Below are 22,076 nucleotides of genomic sequence, written 5' to 3' on the forward strand. Positions count from 1 at the left end.
TTAATCCTTGCTCAGGCCATTACGGCGTCTTCATCCGGCAGCTTAAAGCGCGCCACGGTCTGACGCAGTTGCTCTGCCATCTGTGCCAACGTCTCGATCGACTGGGTCGTTTGTTCCGTACCCTGCGAGGTCTGGCTGGTGATTTGCTGAATGACATCCATGGTGTCGTTGATCGAGCCCACCTCGGCCGAGTGCTGACCCAATCGGGCGGCAATCTGCTGGGTAGCGCTTGCGATGTCCTGCGACACCTGTTCGATTCGTTGCAGTGCCTCACCGGCGTCTTCCGCCAGCTTGGCCCCGTTGACCACTTCCGAGGTACTGGATTCCATCGAGCTGACCGCTTCGTTGGTATCCGCCTGGATGGTTTTAACCAGTGCGTCGATCTGCTTGGTTGCGTTGGCCGAACGTTCAGCGAGTCGCTGAACCTCGTCCGCAACCACCGCGAAGCCGCGGCCCGCTTCACCGGCCATAGCGGCCTGCATCGCGGCGTTCAACGCGAGGATGTTGGTCTGGTCGGCGATGTCCTCGATCAGTTCCACGATGTTACCGATCTCCTGCGAGCTCTCACCCAGACGCTTGATACGCTTGGAGGTCTCCTGGATCTGGTCGCGGATCGTGTCCATGCCGGCAATGGTGCGACGTACCGTCGAGCCACCGGCCGCAGCGATGTCAACCGACTCCTGCGCGATCTCGGCCGACTTACCGGCCTCGGTAGCCATCTCGCTCATCGCCTGGGACATGGTGCGCACCGTCGACGATGCCGTCTGGATCTGATTACGCTGGTGATCCGATGCCTCTTCCAGCTGCAGTGCGGTGCCTCGCGTTTCCTGGGCAGATGCCGAGACCCGCACCGAGGTTTCGTTGATCGTGGTTACCAGGCTACGCATCTCTTCCACCGCCTGGTTGACCGAGTCGGCGATCGCGCCGGTGATGTCTTCGGTTACGGTCGCCTCGATGGTCAGGTCACCATCGGACAAGTCCACCATCTCGTCGAGCAGTCGGCGGATAGCGGCCTGGTCACGCAGGTTGCGCTGGTCGGCCTCGTTGGTGCGGCTACGTGCGTCGCCGAGCATCGCGCCACCGAGCAGGATCAGGAACACCAGCGATGCGATGCCGAGGATGGTTACCAGCGGCGGGCCGACCACGACCGGGCCGATCTTCACGGCATACAGATCGCTGTTGAAGGCCTCGGCCAGTTCACCGGTTGCGGTGTCCAGTGCGTCCGATGCCCACGCGACCTCACCGGTGGCCTCAAGTGCCGGCAACACGCTCGGTGCGGTTTCGATGATCTCGGTAACGTGGTCGTTGACCGAACGATACAGCTTGGCGACTTCCGCCAACTTGGCCTCGGCCTCCGGAATACTGATGCGCATAACGCCCATCTCGGCATCGCCGGCGAGCATACCGGTCAAAACTCGGCCGAAACGCTCGGCGTCACGGCTGAACTGGTCGATTGCCACCGCGGTGCCGGCGCCGCCGGACAGTACACGGGTCACGTTGTCACTCAAGCGCTGCGCCAACATGAGCTGGCGGGTAGCGACATAGATCTGTTGTTGGTCTGCGTTGTTCTTGACCAGGATCCGCACGACCTCTTCAGAGTTTTCCTGCAAGGCGGGAATCGCGAAGGTGATGACGTCGATGAACTCGCGGATCGACAGGATCGATTCTTTCTTTTCGAGGATCTCGTCGATCGGCGCACGCAAGGCCAGCCATTTGTCTTCGACGTCTTTGACCGGCGCAGACATCGACTCCGGTGACGCCGGCGGCTCGCCATCGGCCGTGCCGTTCTTCAGTTCATCGAGCAGCAAGGTGAAGCGGTCACGCGTCTCGCCCAGCTGTTCGAACGCGTTCTGGTCACCAGCCGCCGCTTCGAGGGCGTACTTGGCGATCTTCTGCGACAGCACCTGCTGCTCGGCAACACGCTGTACGTACTGTTCACCGTGTCGCTCGATGGTCGAGACGAACACGAAGGCCGCAATGGTCGCGATAACGCTGATGACGACCAACGCGGTGAAGATTGGAATGGCGCGCTTGCCGCCACTGGATTTTTTTGCTGTGCTTTTCATGATCCGGTTCCTAATCCTTAATATGCGACACGGCACTTTCCGCTGGCGACAGCGAAGTCGTTATCGACAAGGGAAATTGCGCGCTGAAAATATGTGTTCATGACTTACTGTGCGCCCGTTCTGAATTCGGGATCGGCCGCCAGGGCGGTCATGCTGAATACAGGCCACACTTCGTCGTCGAGATTGAATGCTTCGTAAACGTAGGCGCCCAACGCGCCTTTGATCCGGGCGTTGGTCAGGCGATCGCGCAGGTGGAAATGGCGCATGCCCTGCACCGACGGCACCATCAGGCCGGCAACCAGCCCGCGCAGGCGCAACACCAGGATGCGGGTCGCCTTCGACGGCACGATCGCCTTCGACCCCAGGTAAACCTGCAGATCGATTACCGGCAGCAGGCCACCGCGCACGTTGGCCAGCCCCAGCAACCAGGGCTTGGCACCGGGCACACGGGTGATGCGATCCTGGAAAGGCAGCATCTCGCTGATCTCGTTCATCGGCGCGGCAACGCGCACGCCGGCCACGTTGAAGATCAGTCCATCCCAGATATCGGTCTGCGCAGCGGTTTTCGGCAGGCGCTTGGCCGCCAGGTCGCTGCGCTTCTGGATATCCGCCAGCAACGCCATGACGTCGACCGGCGAGAGTGTGTTTTCTGCGAGTTCGATTTTCACGATCAGTTCAACAGGTCGCCGATCTTCTGCAACAGTTCGCTGCCGTCTACCGGTTTCACCAAGTAGCCCTTGGCGCCTTGGCGCATGCCCCACTCACGGTCGGTATCCTGGTCCTTGGTGGTTACCATAAGCACTGGAATGTGCTGGGTCTGCGGATCACGGCTCAGTTTGCGGGTTGCCTGAAAGCCGTTGATACCGGGCATGACGACATCCATCAGGATCACGTCGGGCGTTTGCTCCTTTGCCGCTGCGATGCCGGCCTCGCCATCGGAAGCGGTAAACGCCTCGTGGCCACCCTGCTGCAGTATCTTGGTCAGCACATGCTGTTCAGTCGGAGAGTCGTCAATAATGAGAATCTTTGCCATGGTTTGATGCTTCTTTTCTTAAGTCCGCTTCTGCCACTACCTTCAGGCAGCTTTAGCAGCATGTTTCTTGATTGCTCCGAGCAGCTCGTCGCGCGTGAACGGCTTGGTGAGATACTGCTCGGACCCGACGATTCGACCACGGGCCCGGTCGAACAAACCGTCTTTACTCGACAGCATGATCACTGGAATGTCGCGGTACAGCTCGTTGTGCTTGATCAACGCACACGTCTGATAGCCATCCAGCCTCGGCATCATGATGTCGACGAAAATAAGATCAGGGTGATTGTCTGCGATGATCGACAGGGCTTCGAAACCGTCAGTCGCGGTCAGCACTTCGCAACCCGCTTTCTTCAGCAGCGTTTCGGCAGTACGACGAATCGTCTTACTGTCATCGATCACCATCACTTTCAAACCGTTTATATCCATCGCTTCTTCACTACTCACACGTTCCCCCTTAGGAAGTAACGCTTGGTTTGTTCATTCATGCGGAACGATCGTGGTCAAACCCCACATCTGCCACATCTGCATACCGCCCCGGTAGTACTTGATTTTGTCGCCCGGGTAACCGATCGCGAGCAGCCCCATGATGGCGCGCGGCGACTGGCCACATGCAGGTCCGTTGCACCAGATAACCAGGTCTTTGGCATCGGTGAAATCCCATTCTTCCGTCTTGTACTTGGCGTCGGTCAGACCCCAGTCTTCCAACGTCTTCTCAACCGTGCCGACCTCACCTCGCGGTTTGCCACCGAACGCCCGCAGCGCCGCGCCAAACTCCGGATCATGCGGATCCCGGTTGAACAACGTGAACGGGTAGTTCACAGAACCGGGGATCGTCCCTTTGCGAAACCACGACTTGGTGCGCGCATCGATCAGCACACCACTGCCGTCGCGCAACTGGGTTTCCATGAAATCGAACAATTCGGCCTCACCGATCGGCTTGACGGTCGGATCGGGGGTCATCGGCTGGATACAGAAAGGCGGACACTTGCGACCGGTACGTGCGAAATAACCCTTGAGTTCGAAATCCGGGTCCTGAACGCGCTGGACCTTGACCGAACGTCCCTCGTGAATGACGTGCAGGAAGGGTTTGCTCGGCTGCAGCACGATACCCGGCTCGCCTTTGCCGACTTTCAGCTCGTCTTCGGCAAACACCGACAGCGACGCACCCAGTAAGATCAGCAACAGTCCTCGACGAAACAGCAATCCCATCATTCAACCCCTAGAGACAACTTTGTGGTTAGCCCAGTTAATTCACGCACTACGGATGCAAAAATCGATCGATGATCTTGCGCCGCAGGTCTTCCATTTCCGTTCCGCTCTTGTAGTCCGCATAGATCTCTTCGCGCGTTCGTTCAGGCAGCTTGTGATAAAAGCTGTAAGTACCAACGTGACTTCCGCGTAGGATCTCCTCGAACTCTTCTTGGGTTTCGGCCAGCTTCGCTGATTTCGTCGCATTCAGCTTAGGCCGCAACTTCCCATCGCCGGTTGTATCGGCTGTGTCGTCGCCAACCTTAGACGATTCTTCGTTCAGCAATTCGAGGTAAGGATCTTCGTCCGCAGCCGTGCACACACCGCATGCACCCAACAGCAGACACAGAGCGAATATTCGATACAACTTGTCGATGAGCGGCTTACGGTCGCAACTCGAACAGGTGGCACCGGTCATTGTTCCTCCACTTGCACCTCCCTGCGCGCATCCGATGACATGTCGGTGGATTAAGCGAGTTAGGGAGCTCGGCAAACTGGTTTTTGTACGCAACGTGCGACTTGTAGTGCGGCTGACATGCACTCAGGGCAATCCGCGAATCCGCGACTGCAGACCCTTCGCAAACAGCAGAAGAGGTCCGACAACCCAGAGCCAGCCGGCTCTACAGCCTCATTGCAAGTTTTAACGGCCGGAAAATCCTCAACTTTATCGTGGTAAGTGAGATGTTTCGGAGGACACGCGCGATCGCACCCCGAAACGCGTTCGGCAATCGACGTCCCGCTGTCCCAACCGAAACCCGGCGCGCTCTCTTATGCCCGTTCTTGGTCGCGGGCTAATATGAATTGAGGTTAAGTCTCTCTTGGCATTGCTGACGGCCGGCGACGTTTTTACCCACGCCTTACTGCATCCGGATGCTTAAGGAACCAAGTTCGCAGACAAAAATAGCAAGCGTTCAGGTGGTCTGCAACAATAGATGTACCCGGCGCTTGCCGACGCAACCGGCATGCGAAGGCCGGCCAAAGACCCAATCTGGAGCAGTAAACCGATGACCCTAGCGCTCGGCGTAGTGATGGATCCGATCGCCTCTATCAAGATTTACAAAGACAGCACGTTTGCGATGCTGCTGGAAGGACAGCGCCGGGGTTACCAGCTGTGGTACATGGAGATGAACGACCTGACCTTGCAGGCCGGCCGGTGCGTGGCCCGCATGCGGCCGCTCACGGTGGAAGACGATGCCGCCGGCTGGTTCACCCTCGGCGAGCAGGTCAGCCGGCCACTCGACGAGCTCGATGCGGTGCTGATGCGCAAAGATCCTCCTTTCGACATGGAATATGTCTACAGCACCTACCTGCTGGAGCAGGCCGAAGCCCGCGGCTGTTTGGTGGTCAACAAGCCGAGTGCGCTGCGCAACGCCAACGAAAAACTGTTCACCGCCTGGTTTTCCGACGTCTGTCCGCCGACGCTGGTCAGTCGCGAACATCGCGATTTCGACGCCTTCGTCGCCCAGCACAAGGATGTGATCGTCAAACCGCTGCACGGCATGGGTGGTGCGTCGATCTTCCGTATCAAGTCCGATGACGCCAACAAGAATGTGATCATCGAGACCCTGACCCGCCATGGCACCGGGTACGCCATGGCGCAGCGCTTCATCCCGGAGATCAGCCAGGGCGACAAACGCATCCTGGTGGTCGACGGCGAGGCCGTCCCCTACGCGCTGGCGCGCGTCCCGAGTGTCGGCGAAAACCGCGGCAACCTGGCCGCAGGCGGCAGCGGACACGGCATCGCCCTGAGTGACGGCGACCGCAAGATCGTCGCCGCGGTCGCACCACGATTGAAGGAAGAAGGCATCCTGTTTGCGGGACTCGACGTGATCGGCGACTACCTGACCGAGGTCAACGTCACAAGTCCGACCTGTATCCGGGAACTCGACGCGCAATTCGGCCTCAACATCAGTGGGTCGCTGATGGACGCCATCGAACGCCGCGTTGCCGGGTAAGCGACGCTGTACAGCGGCTGCCGCAACCGGATCGCCGTGCTAAAGTGCGGCGGCGTTGGCGCCGATCTGGATCGCGCACCGACGCCGAATTTTCGAACTTCTTCAGTCACCGAGTACCTGTGGACATCAACGGCAACCTGGCATTGAGACGGACCAACGACCCGCTAGGGGTCGCACTGGTGGTCGCGCTCGCCATCCATGCCTTCTTGCTGTTCGCGGTGAGCTTTGATGTCTCGCGCGACAAACCGCCGGCCCCCGAGCGCACCCTCGACATCACGCTGGTGCAACCAAAACCCACGCCGAAGAAGAACGAAGACCCGGATTTTCTCGCCCAGCAGACCCAAGAAGGCGGCGGCGAGGAACGGATTCAGGAGAAGCAGACCAGCCCGCTGGGCAATCCCGAGGCGACGCCGATCCCGAAACCCGCCCTGGAACTCGAACGTTCCGGCGGCGCAGAGGTGCAACCGGAGCCGAAACCGGAAGTGGTCGCCACCAAAAAGAAGAAAGAACGCGTGGTCAGCACGCCGCCGCCCAAGCCCACGGTCAAGGCGAAACCGCGCGCCGACGTCAGCCAGCTGCTGGCCAGCACGCAGCGTGAGATCGACCGGCTGACCGCCGAGATCGACCGTCGTAACCGCTCGGCCGCGCGCAACCATCGGCGCAAGGCGGTTAATGCGAGCACCCAGGAGTACAAGTACGCCTCTTATCTCGAGGCCTGGCGACGCAAGGTCGAGAAGATCGGCAACCTCAACTACCCGGACGAGGCCAAGCGACGCAAGCTCTACGGCAACCTAATGATGCACGTCGCAGTGCGCGCCGACGGCACCATCGAACGGGTGCGCGTGGTGCGTTCGTCCGGCCACAAGCTGCTGGACGACGCCGCAGTACGCATCGTGCGCATGTCGTCGCCGTTCGCACCGTTCCCGCCGGAAATTCGCAAGGAAGTGGATATTCTCGATATCACCCGGACCTGGCAGTTCCTCGACGGCAACAATCTGTTCAGTTCGCGCTGATACCCGCTACCGCACGCCACGCCCGACTGGCCGACCGCGATACGGCCCCACTGACGACCGCCGAAATCCAGGCAAGGCGTGCAGAATCGCCGTGGACGACCGCCCCTTGCCGCCACCGAACAGGCACACGATACTGTAGACATGGATGAATCAGCGTCACTGAAGAATCAGCTTTTGATCGCGATGCCGTCGCTCGAAGACCCCAACTTCTCGCGCACGGTCACCTACATCTGCGAACACAGCGAGCAGGGTGCCATGGGCATTGTGCTGAACCGGCCAACGGAACTGCGCCTGTCCGACGTACTCAAGCACATGCAGATCGAGGGCGGCTTCGGCGATGCCGGCGAGCAGATCGTGTTTCTCGGCGGCCCGGTCGAGGAAGAACGCGGCTTCGTGCTGCACACGCACACGTCGCCCTGGGACTCGACCCTGGCAGTCAACGAGACCATCAGCATCACCACGTCGCGCGACATTCTCGAGGCCATGGCACGTGGCGACGGCCCAAGCCGTACGCTGGTGGCACTGGGTTATGCCGGCTGGGGCGCCGGACAACTCGAACGCGAGATGCAGGACAACGCCTGGCTGAGCGGTCCGGTCGATCAGTCCATTCTGTTCGAGCTACCGCCCGACCAACGTTGGGAGGCCGCCGCGCGCCTGCTCGGCGTCGATGTGAACCTGCTCAGCAGCGAGGCCGGCCACGCCTGATGGAGGTCCTGCTGGGATTCGACTACGGCACGCACAAAATCGGCGTCGCCGTCGGCCAGCCGTTGACCGGCACCGCCACGCCTTTGACGACCCTGGGCATGGTCAACCGCAAACCCGATTGGGAACGGATCGCGGCGCTGCTGGCCGAATGGAAACCGCAGGCACTGGTGGTCGGCCACCCGTTCGAGATGACCGATCGCGAGGCCAACAACGCCGAGGGTGCCAAACGCTTCGCTCGCCAGTTGCATGGACGCTTCCATCTGCCGGTGCACATGGCGGACGAGCGGCTGACCACCCGCGAGGCATGGGCCGAGCTCGGTACGGCAGCCAACAAGGATCCAACCAAGGTAGACTCTTACGCCGCCAAACTGATCCTGGAAACCTGGTTCAATGAGTGACCGTACACTTTTCATGAAACACGACGCCATCCTCGACCTGATCGGGGGTATGGCGCAGGTACTGCGCAACCGTCTGCGCGACCGCGAACTCGATAATCCGGCGATGATCGGCATCCATACCGGCGGTGCCTGGATCGCCGAACTGCTTGCCGAACAACTGGATCTGCAGGAATCCACCGGATTGCTGGATATCAGCTTCTATCGTGACGACTTCACCCAGATCGGCGTCAACCCGCAGGTCAGGCCGTCGAAGATCGACTTCGACCTGGACGGCCGCAACATCATCCTGGTCGACGACGTACTGCACACCGGCCGAACGATCCGCGCGGCGATGAACGAGATCTTCGATTTCGGTCGGCCGGCCAGCATCACGCTGGTCGCATTGATCGAGCGCAGCGGGCGTGAACTGCCGGTGCAACCGGATGTGATCGGCCTGAGCCCTCCATTGGCATTGAACGACCACATCAAACTGAACGGACCTGACCCGCTCAGCCTGGAAATTCTGCACGATAACCAGACGGCACGCTGAGCTACGCGGTAAACTAAAGGGCGATGTCTAGCCAACCCTCGCACAAGCTGCAACTCAACGAACACGGGCGTCTGCGCCATTTCCTGACCATCGACGGGCTGAGCCGCGATCTGCTCGTACAGATCCTCGATACCGCCGAATCGTTCGCCGCCCTGCCGGGCCGGCCGGTCAAGAAAGTACCCCTGCTGCGCGGACGTATCATCACCAACCTGTTCTTCGAAAACAGCACACGCACACGCACCACGTTCGAACTGGCCGCCAAGCTGCTATCGGCCGACGTGATCAATTTCAATATCAGCACCTCGGCCACCTCCAAGGGCGAAACCCTGCTGGATACGCTGCGCAACATCGAGGCGATGCATTCCGACATGTTCGTGGTGCGTCACGCCCAGTCTGGTGCCGCGCATTTCATCGCCGAGCATTGCTCGCCGCGGGTCAGCGTGATCAACGCCGGCGACGGCCGCCACTCGCATCCGACGCAGGCCATGCTCGACATGTTCACGATCCGCAAGCACAAGGGCGATTTCACACCGCTGCGCGTGGCGATTGTCGGTGACGTGTTGCACTCGCGCGTCGCCCGCTCGCAGATCCTGGCGCTGAATACCCTGGGGGTCAGTGAGGTGCGGATTGTCGGTCCACGCACCCTGCTGCCGACCGAGGCGCGTGCGCTCGGCGTGCATGTCTTTCACGATCTCGAGGAAGGCATCAAGGACGTCGACGTGGTGATCATGCTGCGCCTGCAGAATGAACGCATGGACGGCGCGCTGCTGCCCAACGAACATGAATACTTCCGCCTTTACGGTCTGACCGACGAGCGCCTCGAGGCCGCCAAGCCGGATGCCATTGTCATGCACCCCGGGCCGATGAACCGCGGTATCGAGATGGATTCGGAGGTCGCCGACGGCCCGCGCTCGGTGGTCCTGCAACAGGTCAGCTACGGCATCGCGGTGCGCATGGCGGTGATGTCGATGGCGATGCAGTCGCAGGCCGACCTGGCCGGAGGTGAGGCATGAGCATCAGCATCATCAACGGCCGCCTGATCGATCCGGCACACGGCATCGACGACACGCTGGATCTGCACATCGACGGCGAGACCATCGTCGCGGTCGGCGATGCACCGGCCGAATTCGCCGCCGAAGAGGTGATCGACGCGCGCGGCTGCGTGGTCGCGCCCGGCCTGGTGGACATGGCGGCCGGGTTGCGCGAACCCGGCTACGAACACAAAGGCACGCTAGCCAGCGAGACCCTGGCCGCGGCACGCGGTGGGATCACGACGGTGCTGTGCTCACCCGATACCAAACCGGTTATCGACAATTCGGCGGTGGTCGAGCTGGTCCACCGCATCGCGCGCAAGCTCGGCCAGGCGCGTGTGCTGGCGACCGGCGCCCTCACCCAGGGCCTCAAAGGCGAGATGCTGGCCGAGATGGCGGCGCTCAAGCAGGCCGGCTGCGTCGCCGTCAGCAATGCCCACTTCCCGCTGGCCTCGACGCTGGTCGAACGGCGCGCACTGGAGTATGCGGCGACCTTCGGTCTACCGGTGTTCCTGCGCCCTGAAGACCGCCACCTGCGTGCCGACGGCTGCGCACACGAGGGCGTCGTGTCGGCCCGGCTCGGTCTGCCGGCCATCCCGTCGGCCGCCGAGAGCGTGGCGGTCGCGCGCGATCTCGCACTGGCCGAACACACCCAGGCCCAGGTGCATTTCCGCACCCTGTCGACCCAGACCGCAGCGCGCATGATCAGCGAGGCGCAGGCCGCCGGACTGGCGGTGACCGCCGATGTCGCTGCGCACCAACTGCACCTTACCGAGATGGATGTCGACGGCTTCGTCGCCGAGTGCAATGTGTCGCCGCCACTGCGCACGCTGGCCGATCGCGATGCACTGCGTCGCGCGGTCGCCGACGGCACCATCAGCGCAATCTGTTCCGATCACAAACCGCACGAGCCCGATGCCAAGCAACGCCCTTTCCCGGAAACGGAACCGGGCATCTCCGGCCTCGAAAGCCTGCTCGGCCTGGTGTTGCGCCTGGTCGAAGAGAAAGTGCTCGACCTGCCGACCGCGTTAGCGCGGGTTACCTGCGGCCCGGCCGATATCCTCGGCCTGCCCTACGGCCGGCTCGGCGTCGGCACCCCGGCGGATGTGTGCATCTTCGATATGGACCGTCGCTGGACGCTGAGCGCCGCGACCATGGTCAGCGAGGGTCGCAATACCCCCTTCGACGGCTGGGACTTTGCCGGCGTCATCACGCATACGATATTTAACGGCCACGTGGTCTACCGCGCTACGGACTCGAACTGATGGAAAAACCTCACCGCGACACGATACTGGTCGAAGACGCCGAGATTCTCAGCCACGAGGCGTTTCCCGGCGATCAATTCGTCATGCGGGTCAAGGCGCCGGGTTGCGCGTCGACCGCGCTGCCCGGGCAATTCGCCCATATTAGGGTCGATCCGCAGCGGCCGATGCGCCGCCCGATCTCGATCATGCGCACCTCGGCTGACCAAGGCTGGGTGGATTTCCTCTACAAAGCGGTCGGTGAAGGCACGCAGTTACTGGCCCGGCGCGCAGTGGGAGAAACGGTCAACCTGCTCGCCCCGGTCGGCAAGCCGTTCGAGATTACGCACCAACGTCCGCTGCTGATCGGCGGTGGCGTCGGCATGCCGCCGATGATCTTCATCGCAGAATCCCTGCGCAAAACCGATAAGCAGCCATTCGTGGTACTCGGCTCTGAGGTGCCCTTCCCTTTCACACCCCGTCCATCGCAGTTCATGCTGCCCGGTGTTCCGCCGGAGGTGATCGCCGCTATGCCGTTGCTCGAAGACTGGGGCATACCGAGCCGCCTGGCCAGCCTGCAGGGCTATGCCGGCTGTCACGAGGGCTATGTCACCGATTTGGCGCGTCGCTGGCTGGATGGCCTGGGCGATAGCGAACGCGCACAGGTCGGCGTCTACGCCTGTGGCCCGCACCCGATGCTCGAAGCGGTTGTCGGTGTTGCGCGTGACTACGACCTGCCGGTACAGGTCTCGCTCGAAGAGTTCATGGCCTGCGCGGTCGGCGGCTGTGCCGGCTGTGTGGTCGAAGTTGCTACGGACGAAGGCCCGGCGATGAAACGTGTCTGTGTCGACGGGCCGGTGTTTGACGGCTATCGCGTCTTCTAAGAACGCGGCGATGCACTCGCACCGCCGTTTTCCCCTATCTATTCGTTGAGGAAGCTCATCTTGCCCGCGTCGCGGTTCAGCGCGTTCGGGCTGGTATCGCCGAGCTTGATCATCAGGCGCACCTCATTGGCCGAATCGGCGTGATGCAACGCATCCTCCTGGGTGATCTCGCCGCGGCGGAACGCGTCGTACAGGGCCTGATCGAAAGTGATCATGCCGTGCTCGGTAGAGCGCTTCATCAGCTCTTTGAGCTTGTGGATCTCGCCCTTGAGAATCAGGTCGGATACGAGCGGCGTATTCAGCAAAACCTCGGTGATCGCGCGCCGGCCATTGCCGTCCGGACGACGTACCAGTTGCTGCGCAACGATACCGCGCAGGTTCAATGAAAGATCCATCAGGATCTGCTCGTGCTGATCTTCCGGGAAGAAGTGCAATATGCGATCGAGCGCCTGGTTGGCGTTGTTGGCGTGCAAGGTGGTCAGTACCAGGTGGCCGGTCTCGGCGAAAGTAATGGCGTGTTCCATCGCTTCACGGGTACGGATCTCGCCGATCATGATCACATCGGGCGCCTGGCGCAGCGTGTTGCGCAACGCCACCTCGTACGACTCGGTATCGATGCCGACCTCACGCTGGGTGACGATGCAGCCCGCATGTGAATGCAGGAACTCGATCGGGTCTTCGATGCTGATGATGTGGCCGGTGCTGTTCTGGTTGCGGTAACCGAGCATGGCCGCCAGCGAGGTCGACTTACCGGTACCGGTCGCGCCGACGAAGAACACGATACCGCGATTGGCCATCGCCAGCTCAGTGATGGTGCTCGGCAGTCCGAGCATATCGAGCGTCGGTATGCGGGTTTCGATGCGCCGCAGCACCATGCCGATGGCGTCGCGCTGAACGAAAGCACTGACGCGGAAGCGGCCGATCTTGCTGGCGGTGAACGCGAAGTTGCACTCCTTGGTGTGCATGAACTCGTCGCGCTGTTCCGGCGTCATCAATGACAGCGTCAGCTCGCGCGTCTGCGCTGCATCGAGCTTGGTCTTGGAGACCGGCTTGATATGCCCGTGGACCTTGATGCTCGGCGCTACGCCGGCGGTGATGAACAGATCCGATGCTTCTTTGCGCACCATCAGATCCAGGATGTTGTTGAAATCCATACCGGCCTCTCTCGCTCTGGTGTACCGCGTCGCCCTTGTTACCCGGGCTTTGCGGCGCGTTTAGCGAAAAAGACCACATTACGCGCACCGCGTCCAGTGGATCGCGCGGTAAAACGCCTGCGATTCCTGGTGCGCACCCCCAGCATTTCGGCGATCGACAGACCGCCATACGGACCGAGGCGCGCCCAGAGCTTAGTGGAAGAGTTCCTTGTTGACCGCGCGCGACATCGCGTCCTGCTTTGAGATCAGACCTTTTTTCAGGATCTCCTGCAGGTTCTGGTCGAGCGTCTGCATGCCGTGCGCCTGGCCGGTCTGGATCGCCGAGTACATCTGCGCGACCTTGTCTTCACGGATCAGGTTACGGATGGCCGGGGTACCGATCATGATTTCGTGGCAGGCGACACGGCCGCCGCCGGTACGCTTGAGCAGCGTCTGCGAGATAACTGCACGCAGCGACTCCGACAGCATCGAGCGCACCATCGCCTTTTCGCCGGACGGGAACACGTCGACGATACGGTCGATGGTCTTGGCCGCCGAGCTGGTGTGCAAGGTGCCGAACACCAGGTGACCGGTTTCGGCCGCGGTCATCGCCAGACGGATGGTCTCGAGGTCACGCAATTCGCCGACCAGGATGATGTCCGGGTCTTCACGCAGTGCCGAGCGCAGGGCTTCGGCGAAACCGAGCGTGTCGCGGTGCACCTCGCGCTGGTTGATCAGGCACTTCTTGCTCTGGTGCACGAATTCGATCGGGTCTTCGATCGTCAGGATATGGCCATACTCGGTGTCGTTCTTGTAGTCCATCATCGCCGCCAGCGTGGTCGACTTACCCGAACCGGTCGGGCCGGTGACCAACACCAGGCCACGCGGGTTGTCGCAGATGGTCTTGAACACCGACGGGCAGTTGAGTTCTTCCAGGCTCTGGATCTTCGACGGGATGGTACGGAACACCGCCGCCGCGCCGCGGTCCTGGTTGAAGGCGTTGACACGAAAACGCGCAAGGCCGGGGATCTCGAACGAGAAGTCGACCTCAAAGAATTCTTCGTAATCTTTGCGCTGCTTGTCGTTCATGATGTCGTACACCAGTTCATGAACGGTCTTGTGGTCGAGCACCGGTACATTGATGCGGCGGATGTCGCCATCGACGCGAATCATCGGCGGCAGACCGGCAGACAAATGCAAGTCAGACGCATTGTGCTTGACGCTAAAGGCGAGCAGCTCAGCAATATCCATTAGTATTCCTGCAACAACGAGAAAAAAGAAATGTGTCAGACGGTTATAGTTAGCGACAGCGCTTCGTTTGAGTTAAGCAGGAATTTTCACCCTGCGGCGGCGCCGTTCGGGTCTCTTTATATAGCATCGAGGCAATGAATCAAATTCCCGACAATCTCGCGGCCGTGCAGGCGCGCATCGCCGCGGCCGTTGCCGCCAGTGATCGACCTGCCGAAAGCGTCGCCTTGCTGGCGGTCAGCAAGACCAAGCCGATCCAGGCCGTAAAGGCCGCCTACGACGCCGGGCAACGCGCTTTCGGCGAGAACTACCTGCAGGATGCATTGCCCAAAATCGCTGCCCTGCCGCTGGATGGCATCGAGTGGCACTTCATCGGTCATCTGCAAAGCAACAAGACCGCCGAGGTCGCCGCTCACTTCGCCTGGGTACATGGCCTGGACAGCCTGAAACACGCCGAACGGCTCAACAAACAGCGCCCCGACGATCTGCCGCCGCTGCAGGTGTGTCTGCAGGTCAACCTGAGCGGCGAAGCCAGCAAGGGCGGCGTCACCCCTGAAGCGCTCGAAACGCTGGCGGTACGCGTCGCCGAGCTGCCCCGCTTGCGCCTGCGCGGCCTGATGACCATGCCCGACCCGAACAGCCCACCGGACGAGCAGCGCACGGTGTTCGCGCGCCTGCGCGAGCGGCTGCTGGCGTTGCGCGACAAAGGGCTGGATCTCGACACCCTGTCGATGGGCATGAGCGGCGACATGGAAATGGCGATTGCCGAAGGCGCAACCATCGTGCGCATCGGCACCGACATCTTCGGTGCGCGCACCTGAAATCGTACCCAATTGCGACCGTCGAACTGACTGGCGCCGCCATCATCCAGTAGACTTGGCCCCCTCGATCGACGCAAGCAGAGAATCGCGCAAACACCATGAGCAAGCGAATCACCTTTATCGGCGCAGGCAACATGGCCGGCGCCCTGATCGGCGGCCTGATTGCCGATGGTGTACCGCCGCACGACATCACGGCCACCGATCCCTCGGCGGAGAAATGCCGTGCGCTGCACGAAGCCACCGGCATCCGCACCTCGCAGGACAACCGCCAGGCGATCGCCGAAGCGGCCACCGTCGTACTCGCGGTCAAGCCGCAAGTGCTCAAACAGGTAGCCGAAGAGATCGCCGACACGGTGCAGACCCACAACCCGCTGGTAATCTCGGTCGCCGCGGGCATTCGTTGCGAAAGTCTGTCGACCTGGCTCGGCGGCGATCTGGCACTGGTACGCACCATGCCGAATACACCGGCAATGGTACAGAGCGGCGCGACCGTGCTGTACGCGACCGATGGGGTCAGCGAGAAACAGCGCGAACAGGCCGAATCGCTGATGCGGGCCGTCGGGCTGACCCAGTGGGTCGACGACGAGGCGCTGATGGATGCCGTTACCGCCCTGTCGGGCAGTGGCCCTGCCTATTTCTTCCTGATCATGGAGGCGATGGAGGCCGTCGGTCGCGAGATGGGACTGCCGGACGAAACGGCGCACCTGCTGACCTTGCAAACGGCGCTCGGGGCCGCACGTATGGCCTTGGAGAGCAGCGATTCTCCGCAGGTATTGCGGCAGAAAGTGACCTCACCGGGCGGCACCACCGAGCAGGCCATCAACACGCTGGTCGACGGCGGCATCGAAGCGCTCTTCACGCGCGCGCTGAAGGCGGCACGCGACCGCTCCATCGAACTCTCGACTGATTTGGGGAACACATAATGGGCGGCGGTTACCTTGAGAACCCGGCGATCTTTCTCGTTCAGGTCATCTTCGGCCTGTACGCCACGCTGGTGGTGCTGCGTTTTCTTCTGCAGCTGATGCGGGCGGATTTTTACAACCCCCTGTCACAGTTCATCGTCAAAGCCACCAAACCGATCCTCAATCCCATGCGGCGTATCATTCCGTCCGTCGGCGGCATGGATACGGCATCGATCGTACTCGCCTGGATCGTCATTGCGGTCGAGCAACTGTTGATCCTGGCCATCAAGGGGTTCGGCTTCGCCCCGGTAGCGGCGATGCTCTTGGCAATACCCGAGCTGATTGCGCTCGTTATCAACGTGTTCCTGTTCGCAATCATCATTCAGGTGATCATCAGTTGGATCAATCCCGGCACGTACAACCCGGTTGTCGGACTGATCAACAGCCTTACCGAACCGCTGATCAGTCCGGTGCGTCGCCGCATGCCCAACATGGGTGGCCTGGACTTTTCGCCGATGGTGGTGATCATCGGCCTTGTGCTCCTCGAGATGCTGCTTATCCCGCCGTTGACCGACGTCATCAGCCGTATGCTGTGAACGAAGAAGCTTGGTATCACTGGGACGGCGACGACCTGGTGCTCAAGCTGAAGCTGCAGCCCAAGTCCAGCCGCGATCAATTCGCGGATATCCAGAACGACCGCCTACGCGTGCGCATCACTGCGCCACCGGTCGACGGCAAGGCCAACACGCACCTGATCGCATGGCTGGCGCGTCAATTCGGTGTCGCCAAGTCGGCGGTCGCGATTGAGAACGGTCACACCAGCCAGCTTAAACGCCTAAGGATCAGCGCTCCGAAACGATTACCTAATATCGTTAAACGCTGATAATCGCGACGACCAAGAAACCAACAATAGGTCGCGATCCAGTTCGTGCTTGAATTGACTGGTTCGACATAAAGTCGGCGCGCGGCTGGTCTATAGTCAGTAGAAACCAAACAACGACAACAATATCGATCCGGAGGAAGATGCAATGACTAGGTTGGTCCATTCCCTGAGCGTATTGATGTTCATGCTGTTACCGCTGGCCGTAGCGGCCGAGAACAGCACCCGCGCAGGCGAATACACAATTCACCACAACGCCTTGACCACCGACAGCCTGCCAGCGGAGGTGGCGAGCGCCTACGGCATCCAACGCAGCACCAGCCGCGGGCTGCTCAATGTGAGTGTGATACGCGGCAAGCCCGGCATGCTCGGCGAGCCCGTGCACGCCAAGATCAATGTCACGGCCAAGAATCTGTACGGCCAGATCAAACCGGTCGAGTTGCGCGAGATCGTCGAAGACAAAGCGATCTATTACATCGCCGACTTCCCGGTGGCGCACCGCGAGATGCTGCACTTCCAGATGGAGGTGTTGCCCGAAGGTGAGAACTATCCGGTACAGGCGCAGATGACTCAGGAGTTCTATACCGATTGATCGCCCAGGCGATCGGCGAGCGTTTCAAGACCAGGCGGACTGCGCGCGATCCCTGTGCGCGCAGCCGCTTCAAGTCACCCAGGCCTGAATCAGCAGCCAGACCCCGAACAACATAACCATTGCGCCGGCGATCGAGCGGACCACCGGTTTACGCACCCAATGGTTGAGCTGCGCGGCGGCCACACCCATCAGCAACAGGTTGGGCAATGTGCCCAGGCCGAATGCCAGCATCAACAGGGCGCCTTCGAGCGCACCGCCCGCGGACACGGTCCAGATCAAGGCACTGTAGACCAGGCCGCACGGCAACCATCCCCATAGCGCGCCGAGTAGCAACGCCTGCCTGACATGCCTTACCGGCAACAAGCCGCGCCCGAGCGGTTCGATGCGTTTCCACAGCTTGCCGCCGACGCGTTCGACACGCGCCAACAGGTTCCACCAGCCGGCAAGATACAGCCCCATCAGGATCAGGAATACGCCGGCGATGCTCAGCAACACGTGCTGCGCGGTCTGCACCGGCAGAAGCCCTGAAAAGTAGAAACCCAGCGCCCCCATGATGGCCCCGGCCAGCGTGTAGCTACCGATGCGCCCGAGGTTGTAGGCCAGCAACAACGGCCATTGTGAACGACCGGCAGGCAGACCCAGCGATAAGGCGCCGACGATGCCGCCGCACATACCTGCGCAGTGCACACCACCAAGCACGCCGACAACGAACGCGCTGAACAGGCCCAGTTCCGTCATGCGCGTGCGGGCACCGGTGGCGCATACCGCCACGCGAGCGCAATCAACACCAACACCGGCACGCCGAGCAACGCGGTAAAGGTAAAGAACTGCGGATAACCCCAGGCATTGACGAGGTCACCCGAAAAGCCGCCAAAGAACTTCGGCAGCAACACCATCAGGGAACTGAACAGCGCATACTGTGTTGCCGAGTACATGACATTGGTCAGACTCGACAGGTACGCGATAAAGGCCGCCGTGGCCACGCCGGCACTCAGGTTATCCATGCCGACCACCGCGATCAGCCACCAGTAATCGTGACCGATACCGGCCAACACGGAGAACAACAGGTTGGTTGCAGCCGACAGCAGGCCACCGATGAACAGGATCGGCATAACGCCGAAACGGTACACCGCGGCGCCACCGAGGGCGGTTCCCGCCAATTGCATGATGACGCCGTACACCTTCGACGCCGACGCCACTTCGTCTTTGGTGAATCCCATGTTCTGGTAGAACACGTTGGTGATCACGCCCAACACGATATCCGACATGCGATAGCAGGCGATCAGCGTCAGAATCAGCAATGCGAGCACGCCATAGCGACGGAAGAAGTCGACGAACGGATTAGCCACGGCTGCCACAAACCAGGCACTCACGCGATCGAACAGCGATGCGCTCCCTCGCCGCTCTGTCACGCTGTCGCCGGTCGGTACATCCGGCTCGGGTGAAAACAGGGTCGTCAACATGCCTACGCACATCAGCGCGGCCATCGCGCTGTAAGCTATCATCCACGGCACATGCTGATAGGTCTTTTCATCGGGGTCGAACGCCGCAGCGATCCACAGCACGCCGGCCGACGCGCTGATCATCGCCAGGCGGTAGCCCAAGGTATAGGCCGACGCCAACAGGCCCTGCATCCGCTGCTCGGCAACTTCGATGCGGTAGGCATCGATCGCGATATCCTGCGTGGCCGAGGTGAACGCGACCAGCAAGGCCAGCCATACCAAGCGCTCCAGCGAAACCGCCGGGTCGGTCAGCGCCATACCGAGGATGCCGCCGATCAATATGAGCTGCGTCAGCAGCAACCACCCGCGCCGGCGTCCCAGCTTCCGGGTCAAAGCCCCCAGACCCAGGCGGTCGACCAGTGGCGACCATACCCATTTGACGCCATAGGCCAGCGCGACCCAACTGATGTGGCCGATGGTCGAACGGTCGATGCCCGCTTCGGCAAGCCAATAGGAAAGCGTGCCGAACACCAGCAACAACGGGAGACCGGAAGAGAACCCCAACAGAAACAGGCGCAACACGCGTGCGTCATGTAACAGGTGATACAGCAGGTCGCGCCAGCCGTGGCCGTCCTGCAGCCGGTCTGCGGTGTCAGAACTCGACGTCATAATCGACGATCAATGGCGCATGGTCGGAGAAACGCTTCTTGCGATAGATGCTCGCCCCGACGATATGCTCGCGCAGCCCCGGCGTGACCACTTGGTAATCGATACGCCAGCCGACGTTCTTCGCCCAGGCCTGCCCGCGGTTCGACCACCAGGTGTACTCGTCGGCGTTCTGGTTGACGACGCGAAACGCATCCACCCAGCCCATCGGCCCGAACAACTTGTCGAGCCACGCGCGTTCTTCCGGCAGAAAGCCCGAGTTCTTCAGGTTGCCACGCCAGTTCTTGATATCGGCCTTGGTGTGGGCAATGTTCCAGTCGCCGCAGATGATGTATTCGCGACCATTGCTGCGCAGCTTTTTCAGCAGCGGCGTCATCCGATCCATGATGTCGAATTTCACCTGCTGGCGCAGCTCGCTCGACGAACCAGACGGCAGGTACAGCGAAACCACGCTGAGCTTGCCGAAGCGTGCCTCTATCCAGCGGCCTTCGGCATCGAAGTCGGGCCAGTCGAGCCCTTCGATCACTTCGTCCGGTTCGCGTTTCGCATAGATGCCGACACCGCTGTAGCCCTTCTTTTCAGCGGGATGGTAGTAGCAGTTGAAGCTCGGCGGCCAGTACAGGCGGTCGTTGATCTGATCGACCTGCGCCTTGAGTTCCTGCAGACACACCACGTCGGCCTGCTGGCGACGCAGCCAGGCATAGAAGCCCTTGCGTGCAGCAGCCCGTATACCATTCAAGTTAAGACTGATCACGCGCATGCGGCGCATTATAAGGAAAGGCGCTGCGACATGCCCTTGTCAGCACCAGACGGGTTCCGCAAAATGCAGCGCTGCAATCTGGAGTGACCGCATGCAAGACTACCAACGCGACTTTCTCGACTTCGCCCTCGACCAGGGCGTGCTCAAGTTCGGCGAGTTCACCCTCAAGTCGGGACGCAAAAGCCCTTACTTCTTCAATGCCGGCCTGTTCAACACCGGTGCTGCGTTGGCCAAACTCGGTCGTTTCTATGCTCAGACCATCGTCGATTCCGGTATCGAGTTCGACGTGCTGTACGGTCCTGCCTATAAGGGCATCCCGCTCGCTGCAGTGACCGCCGCCGCGCTGTACGACCATCACGGCCTCGACGTGCCTTATGCCTTCAACCGCAAGGAGGCCAAGAGCCACGGTGAGGGCGGCAGCATCGTCGGCCACCCACTGCAGGGCGACATCCTGATCATCGACGATGTCATCACTGCCGGCACGGCGATTCGCGAATCGATGGACATCATCAACGCCGAAGGCGCCAAACCGGCCGGGGTGGTGATTGCACTGGATCGCCAGGAGCGCGGCAAAGGCGAACGCTCGGCGATTCAGGAAGTGGAAAGCGACTACGGGCTGAGCGTGGCCGCGATCGTGCGCCTCGCCGAACTCATCGACTTCGTCAAACAGCGCGGCGACGCCGACGACCACCTGGCCTATATCCAGGCCTATCGCGAGGCGTATGGCGTCTGAGGGTCGACCGGCTGGGCTCGGACGCCTTGCTCAGCCGACGATCAGCTTGATCCCGACCAACACGGTAACCACCTCGAAGGCACGCTTGATCCAGACATTGCCTTTGAGGATCGCCAGGTGAGCGCCCGCGTAGCCGCCGAGAAATGACCCGGCCAACAGGGCCGGTAACCAGTCCCACTGCACCTCGCCCAGCAGGCTCAGGGTAACCGCGCCACTGCCGTTCCAGAACATGCCGACCAGCACCAGGGTGTAGGTCACCGCCTGACGGTAGTCGGCGCCGAACCAGCGTACCAGCCACAGGGTGACGAACAGGCCGGTACCGGAGGTCAGCGAACCGTTCAGCACGCCGATCCCGAACAGCCCCAAACCACCCCAGAACAGCCCCGAACCGGCGCGGTTACGCGGTTCTTCGGTCAGACCGAGCTGTTTCTTGCTGACCGAATAGATGCCCAACCCCAGTGTCAACATCCCCAGCGCGATCTCGGCATAACGCCCGGGAACCTGGAGGATCAAACTGGCGCCTAACAACACACCAGGGACGCCGGTGGCCAGGATGAACACGACGAACTGGCGGCGCAGGCCGCCCTCGCGCAGATGGCGGATGGTGGCCCCTACACCCAGCGCCACCGAGGCGATTTTGTGAGTCGCGAGGGCCACGCCGAACGGCAATCCGAGAAAGATCAGCAGCGGCAGCTGCAGCAGGCCGGCACCGCCGCCGGCAAACGCTGAAAACAGGTTGGCCAGCAGCGATATCAAAAAAAGTATGAAATGTTCCAAGACTTGGCCGATAAAGCAG

26 protein-coding genes are annotated in these 22,076 nt (G+C 61.3%); 14 read left to right on the forward strand and 12 right to left on the reverse strand.

Going from position 1 to position 22,076, the window contains the following annotated elements:
- Window positions 1-11 precede the first annotated feature (11 nt).
- The 6 genes from B1781_RS18925 to B1781_RS18950 all read right to left on the reverse strand — a co-directional run bounded on the left by B1781_RS18925 (window position 12) and on the right by B1781_RS18950 (window position 4,765).
- Window positions 12-2,066, reverse strand: a complete 2,055-nt coding sequence (locus B1781_RS18925; protein WP_078121152.1) for a methyl-accepting chemotaxis protein — start codon at window positions 2,064-2,066, stop codon at window positions 12-14.
- Between the two features lie 104 nt (window positions 2,067-2,170).
- The gene (locus B1781_RS18930; RefSeq protein WP_078121153.1) at window positions 2,171-2,734 is read right to left on the reverse strand and encodes a chemotaxis protein CheW; all 564 of its coding nucleotides are present in this window, start codon (window positions 2,732-2,734) and stop codon (window positions 2,171-2,173) included.
- A gap of 2 nt (window positions 2,735-2,736) precedes the next feature.
- On the reverse strand, window positions 2,737-3,099 hold the full coding sequence (locus tag B1781_RS18935; RefSeq protein WP_078121154.1) for a response regulator: 363 nt from the start codon (window positions 3,097-3,099) through the stop codon (window positions 2,737-2,739).
- A gap of 42 nt (window positions 3,100-3,141) precedes the next feature.
- Entirely contained in the window at window positions 3,142-3,501 is a 360-nt protein-coding gene (locus B1781_RS18940) for a response regulator (protein ID WP_456300667.1), read from the reverse strand.
- Window positions 3,502-3,576: 75 nt separating this feature from the next.
- A complete protein-coding gene (locus B1781_RS18945) occupies window positions 3,577-4,311 on the reverse strand; it encodes a rhodanese-like domain-containing protein (RefSeq protein ID WP_334223789.1) in 735 nt (244 codons plus the stop codon).
- A gap of 46 nt (window positions 4,312-4,357) precedes the next feature.
- Window positions 4,358-4,765: a hypothetical protein gene (locus tag B1781_RS18950; protein WP_078121156.1), complete on the reverse strand. Its 408-nt coding sequence runs from the start codon at window positions 4,763-4,765 to the stop codon at window positions 4,358-4,360.
- 586 nt (window positions 4,766-5,351) lie between these two features.
- Here B1781_RS18950 and gshB point away from each other — a divergent pair.
- From gshB to B1781_RS18990, 8 genes are all read left to right on the forward strand, one after another.
- Complete coding sequence (gshB, locus tag B1781_RS18955; protein ID WP_078122136.1) at window positions 5,352-6,302, forward strand: glutathione synthase; 951 nt, start codon at window positions 5,352-5,354, stop codon at window positions 6,300-6,302.
- A 119-nt stretch (window positions 6,303-6,421) separates the two neighbouring features.
- A complete protein-coding gene (locus B1781_RS18960) occupies window positions 6,422-7,315 on the forward strand; it encodes an energy transducer TonB (RefSeq protein WP_334223790.1) in 894 nt (297 codons plus the stop codon).
- A 141-nt stretch (window positions 7,316-7,456) separates the two neighbouring features.
- The gene (locus tag B1781_RS18965) at window positions 7,457-8,020 is read left to right on the forward strand and encodes a YqgE/AlgH family protein (protein ID WP_078121157.1); all 564 of its coding nucleotides are present in this window, start codon (window positions 7,457-7,459) and stop codon (window positions 8,018-8,020) included.
- Complete coding sequence (ruvX, locus tag B1781_RS18970) at window positions 8,020-8,418, forward strand: Holliday junction resolvase RuvX (RefSeq protein ID WP_078121158.1); 399 nt, start codon at window positions 8,020-8,022, stop codon at window positions 8,416-8,418. The genes B1781_RS18965 and ruvX overlap by 1 nt, the downstream gene beginning before the upstream one ends.
- Window positions 8,411-8,947, forward strand: a complete 537-nt coding sequence (gene pyrR / locus B1781_RS18975) for a bifunctional pyr operon transcriptional regulator/uracil phosphoribosyltransferase PyrR (protein ID WP_408646280.1) — start codon at window positions 8,411-8,413, stop codon at window positions 8,945-8,947. The genes ruvX and pyrR overlap by 8 nt, the downstream gene beginning before the upstream one ends.
- Before the next feature lie 23 nt (window positions 8,948-8,970).
- On the forward strand, window positions 8,971-9,960 hold the full coding sequence (locus B1781_RS18980) for an aspartate carbamoyltransferase catalytic subunit (RefSeq protein WP_078121160.1): 990 nt from the start codon (window positions 8,971-8,973) through the stop codon (window positions 9,958-9,960).
- On the forward strand, window positions 9,957-11,243 hold the full coding sequence (locus B1781_RS18985) for a dihydroorotase (RefSeq protein ID WP_078121161.1): 1,287 nt from the start codon (window positions 9,957-9,959) through the stop codon (window positions 11,241-11,243). Before B1781_RS18980 ends, B1781_RS18985 begins: the two co-directional genes overlap by 4 nt.
- Window positions 11,243-12,103: a dihydroorotate dehydrogenase electron transfer subunit gene (locus B1781_RS18990; protein ID WP_078121162.1), complete on the forward strand. Its 861-nt coding sequence runs from the start codon at window positions 11,243-11,245 to the stop codon at window positions 12,101-12,103. Before B1781_RS18985 ends, B1781_RS18990 begins: the two co-directional genes overlap by 1 nt.
- Before the next feature lie 38 nt (window positions 12,104-12,141).
- On the opposite strand, the gene B1781_RS18995 is transcribed toward B1781_RS18990, so the two are convergent.
- Both B1781_RS18995 and B1781_RS19000 read right to left on the reverse strand, forming a co-directional pair.
- Complete coding sequence (locus B1781_RS18995; RefSeq protein WP_078121163.1) at window positions 12,142-13,257, reverse strand: PilT/PilU family type 4a pilus ATPase; 1,116 nt, start codon at window positions 13,255-13,257, stop codon at window positions 12,142-12,144.
- A 192-nt stretch (window positions 13,258-13,449) separates the two neighbouring features.
- Window positions 13,450-14,487, reverse strand: a complete 1,038-nt coding sequence (locus B1781_RS19000) for a type IV pilus twitching motility protein PilT (protein WP_078121164.1) — start codon at window positions 14,485-14,487, stop codon at window positions 13,450-13,452.
- A gap of 134 nt (window positions 14,488-14,621) precedes the next feature.
- Here B1781_RS19000 and B1781_RS19005 point away from each other — a divergent pair, with 134 nt between their 5' ends.
- The 5 genes from B1781_RS19005 (at window position 14,622) to B1781_RS19025 (ending at window position 17,679) form a co-directional block, all read left to right on the forward strand.
- On the forward strand, window positions 14,622-15,305 hold the full coding sequence (locus B1781_RS19005) for a YggS family pyridoxal phosphate-dependent enzyme (RefSeq protein WP_078121165.1): 684 nt from the start codon (window positions 14,622-14,624) through the stop codon (window positions 15,303-15,305).
- Between the two features lie 98 nt (window positions 15,306-15,403).
- Window positions 15,404-16,228, forward strand: coding sequence for a pyrroline-5-carboxylate reductase (gene proC / locus B1781_RS19010; protein ID WP_078121166.1), 825 nt, complete (start codon window positions 15,404-15,406; stop codon window positions 16,226-16,228).
- Window positions 16,228-16,803 carry a YggT family protein gene (locus tag B1781_RS19015; RefSeq protein WP_174575419.1) on the forward strand — a complete coding sequence of 192 codons (576 nt, stop codon included), beginning with the start codon at window positions 16,228-16,230 and terminating at the stop codon, window positions 16,801-16,803. Before proC ends, B1781_RS19015 begins: the two co-directional genes overlap by 1 nt.
- Complete coding sequence (locus tag B1781_RS19020; RefSeq protein ID WP_078121168.1) at window positions 16,800-17,090, forward strand: DUF167 family protein; 291 nt, start codon at window positions 16,800-16,802, stop codon at window positions 17,088-17,090. The genes B1781_RS19015 and B1781_RS19020 overlap by 4 nt, the downstream gene beginning before the upstream one ends.
- Window positions 17,091-17,235: 145 nt before the next feature.
- Window positions 17,236-17,679 (forward strand): DUF4426 domain-containing protein, encoded by a 444-nt coding sequence (locus B1781_RS19025; protein WP_078121169.1) that lies wholly within the window; start codon window positions 17,236-17,238, stop codon window positions 17,677-17,679.
- A 69-nt stretch (window positions 17,680-17,748) separates the two neighbouring features.
- Here the strand turns inward: B1781_RS19025 and B1781_RS19030 are convergent, their stop codons facing one another.
- From B1781_RS19030 to B1781_RS19040, 3 genes are read right to left on the reverse strand one after another with little or no spacing between them, the layout of a single operon-like run.
- On the reverse strand, window positions 17,749-18,417 hold the full coding sequence (locus tag B1781_RS19030; protein WP_078122139.1) for a sulfite exporter TauE/SafE family protein: 669 nt from the start codon (window positions 18,415-18,417) through the stop codon (window positions 17,749-17,751).
- Window positions 18,414-19,790 carry an AmpG family muropeptide MFS transporter gene (locus B1781_RS19035; RefSeq protein WP_078121170.1) on the reverse strand — a complete coding sequence of 459 codons (1,377 nt, stop codon included), beginning with the start codon at window positions 19,788-19,790 and terminating at the stop codon, window positions 18,414-18,416. The genes B1781_RS19030 and B1781_RS19035 overlap by 4 nt, the downstream gene beginning before the upstream one ends.
- On the reverse strand, window positions 19,774-20,547 hold the full coding sequence (locus B1781_RS19040; RefSeq protein WP_078122138.1) for an exodeoxyribonuclease III: 774 nt from the start codon (window positions 20,545-20,547) through the stop codon (window positions 19,774-19,776). The genes B1781_RS19035 and B1781_RS19040 overlap by 17 nt, the downstream gene beginning before the upstream one ends.
- A 91-nt stretch (window positions 20,548-20,638) precedes the next feature.
- Here B1781_RS19040 and pyrE point away from each other — a divergent pair, with 91 nt between their 5' ends.
- Window positions 20,639-21,280, forward strand: coding sequence for an orotate phosphoribosyltransferase (gene pyrE, locus B1781_RS19045; RefSeq protein WP_078121171.1), 642 nt, complete (start codon window positions 20,639-20,641; stop codon window positions 21,278-21,280).
- A gap of 30 nt (window positions 21,281-21,310) precedes the next feature.
- On the opposite strand, the gene B1781_RS19050 is transcribed toward pyrE, so the two are convergent.
- Window positions 21,311-22,069: a sulfite exporter TauE/SafE family protein gene (locus B1781_RS19050; protein WP_334223999.1), complete on the reverse strand. Its 759-nt coding sequence runs from the start codon at window positions 22,067-22,069 to the stop codon at window positions 21,311-21,313.
- Window positions 22,070-22,076 lie beyond the last annotated feature (7 nt).

The organism is Thiosocius teredinicola (assembly GCF_002009425.1).
Classification (GTDB): Bacteria; Pseudomonadota; Gammaproteobacteria; order Chromatiales; family Chromatiaceae; genus Thiosocius; species Thiosocius teredinicola.

What these genes read in the sequence shown, in the direction of transcription:
- B1781_RS18925 (WP_078121152.1), bottom strand. Translation starts at nt 2,066, where the DNA reads ATGAAAAGCACAGCAAAAAAATCCAGTGGCGGCAAGCGCGCCATTCCA.
- B1781_RS18935 (WP_078121154.1), bottom strand. Translation starts at nt 3,099, where the DNA reads ATGGCAAAGATTCTCATTATTGACGACTCTCCGACTGAACAGCATGTG.
- B1781_RS18940 (WP_456300667.1), bottom strand. Translation starts at nt 3,501, where the DNA reads ATGGTGATCGATGACAGTAAGACGATTCGTCGTACTGCCGAAACGCTG.
- B1781_RS18945 (WP_334223789.1), bottom strand. Translation starts at nt 4,311, where the DNA reads ATGATGGGATTGCTGTTTCGTCGAGGACTGTTGCTGATCTTACTGGGT.
- B1781_RS18950 (WP_078121156.1), bottom strand. Translation starts at nt 4,765, where the DNA reads ATGACCGGTGCCACCTGTTCGAGTTGCGACCGTAAGCCGCTCATCGAC.
- gshB (WP_078122136.1), top strand. Translation starts at nt 5,352, where the DNA reads ATGACCCTAGCGCTCGGCGTAGTGATGGATCCGATCGCCTCTATCAAG.
- B1781_RS18965 (WP_078121157.1), top strand. Translation starts at nt 7,457, where the DNA reads ATGGATGAATCAGCGTCACTGAAGAATCAGCTTTTGATCGCGATGCCG.
- ruvX (WP_078121158.1), top strand. Translation starts at nt 8,020, where the DNA reads ATGGAGGTCCTGCTGGGATTCGACTACGGCACGCACAAAATCGGCGTC.
- pyrR (WP_408646280.1), top strand. Translation starts at nt 8,411, where the DNA reads ATGAGTGACCGTACACTTTTCATGAAACACGACGCCATCCTCGACCTG.
- B1781_RS18980 (WP_078121160.1), top strand. Translation starts at nt 8,971, where the DNA reads ATGTCTAGCCAACCCTCGCACAAGCTGCAACTCAACGAACACGGGCGT.
- B1781_RS18985 (WP_078121161.1), top strand. Translation starts at nt 9,957, where the DNA reads ATGAGCATCAGCATCATCAACGGCCGCCTGATCGATCCGGCACACGGC.
- B1781_RS18990 (WP_078121162.1), top strand. Translation starts at nt 11,243, where the DNA reads ATGGAAAAACCTCACCGCGACACGATACTGGTCGAAGACGCCGAGATT.
- B1781_RS18995 (WP_078121163.1), bottom strand. Translation starts at nt 13,257, where the DNA reads ATGGATTTCAACAACATCCTGGATCTGATGGTGCGCAAAGAAGCATCG.
- B1781_RS19000 (WP_078121164.1), bottom strand. Translation starts at nt 14,487, where the DNA reads ATGGATATTGCTGAGCTGCTCGCCTTTAGCGTCAAGCACAATGCGTCT.
- B1781_RS19005 (WP_078121165.1), top strand. Translation starts at nt 14,622, where the DNA reads ATGAATCAAATTCCCGACAATCTCGCGGCCGTGCAGGCGCGCATCGCC.
- proC (WP_078121166.1), top strand. Translation starts at nt 15,404, where the DNA reads ATGAGCAAGCGAATCACCTTTATCGGCGCAGGCAACATGGCCGGCGCC.
- B1781_RS19015 (WP_174575419.1), top strand. Translation starts at nt 16,228, where the DNA reads ATGGGCGGCGGTTACCTTGAGAACCCGGCGATCTTTCTCGTTCAGGTC.
- B1781_RS19025 (WP_078121169.1), top strand. Translation starts at nt 17,236, where the DNA reads ATGACTAGGTTGGTCCATTCCCTGAGCGTATTGATGTTCATGCTGTTA.
- B1781_RS19030 (WP_078122139.1), bottom strand. Translation starts at nt 18,417, where the DNA reads ATGACGGAACTGGGCCTGTTCAGCGCGTTCGTTGTCGGCGTGCTTGGT.
- B1781_RS19035 (WP_078121170.1), bottom strand. Translation starts at nt 19,790, where the DNA reads ATGACGTCGAGTTCTGACACCGCAGACCGGCTGCAGGACGGCCACGGC.
- B1781_RS19040 (WP_078122138.1), bottom strand. Translation starts at nt 20,547, where the DNA reads ATGCGCGTGATCAGTCTTAACTTGAATGGTATACGGGCTGCTGCACGC.
- pyrE (WP_078121171.1), top strand. Translation starts at nt 20,639, where the DNA reads ATGCAAGACTACCAACGCGACTTTCTCGACTTCGCCCTCGACCAGGGC.